This window comes from Bradyrhizobium sp. BRP19, assembly GCF_020194195.1.
GTDB lineage: Bacteria > Pseudomonadota > Alphaproteobacteria > Rhizobiales > Xanthobacteraceae > Bradyrhizobium > Bradyrhizobium yuanmingense.
Genome location: NZ_JADYVZ010000122.1, coordinates 1 through 444, shown reverse-complemented (window position 1 = coordinate 444; position 444 = coordinate 1). Strand labels below are relative to the sequence as shown.

Below are 444 nucleotides of genomic sequence, written 5' to 3'. Positions count from 1 at the left end.
GTGCACGCATCACCTCAATACCTTTGATGGTGGCGTAAGCCGTCTTCATGGATTTAAATCCCAGCGTGGCGCCGATTATCCGTTTCAGTTTGCCATCCATAACCCGACAGCGGCGATTGCCGGCGGCGAACAGCCGCACGCGCATATTATGTTTTCTGAACGGATGAATGACGGGATTGACCGTGACCCGCAGCAGTATTTCAAACGGGCAAAATCTAAAGTACCGGAGCGCGGCGGAGCTAAAAAGGTGCGTTTCGGGGAAACACCGACAGAGCGCAAAGAGCATCTTATCGCCCAGCGTGAACGCTGGGCTGACCTCCAGAATGCCTATCTTGAACGCTATCAGCATGCTGACCGTGTCGATGCCCGCTCCCTGAAAGCGCAGGGCATCGGGCGTGAACCGGAGCGGCATCTGGGGGCGGGACAGGTTCAGCGCTTCGATAC

1 protein-coding gene and 1 pseudogene are annotated in these 444 nt (G+C 56.5%); one reads left to right on the top strand and one right to left on the bottom strand.

Annotated elements, in window-relative coordinates; all coding sequences use genetic code 11:
* Positions 1–94 (bottom strand): annotated as a pseudogene (locus I6F36_RS38790) (IS6 family transposase); the annotation flags it as partial.
* Positions 95–148: 54 nt separating this feature from the next.
* Here I6F36_RS38790 and I6F36_RS38785 point away from each other — a divergent pair.
* On the top strand, positions 149–444 hold a 296-nt coding region (locus I6F36_RS38785; protein ID WP_276573758.1), incomplete at its 3' end, for a MobA/MobL family protein.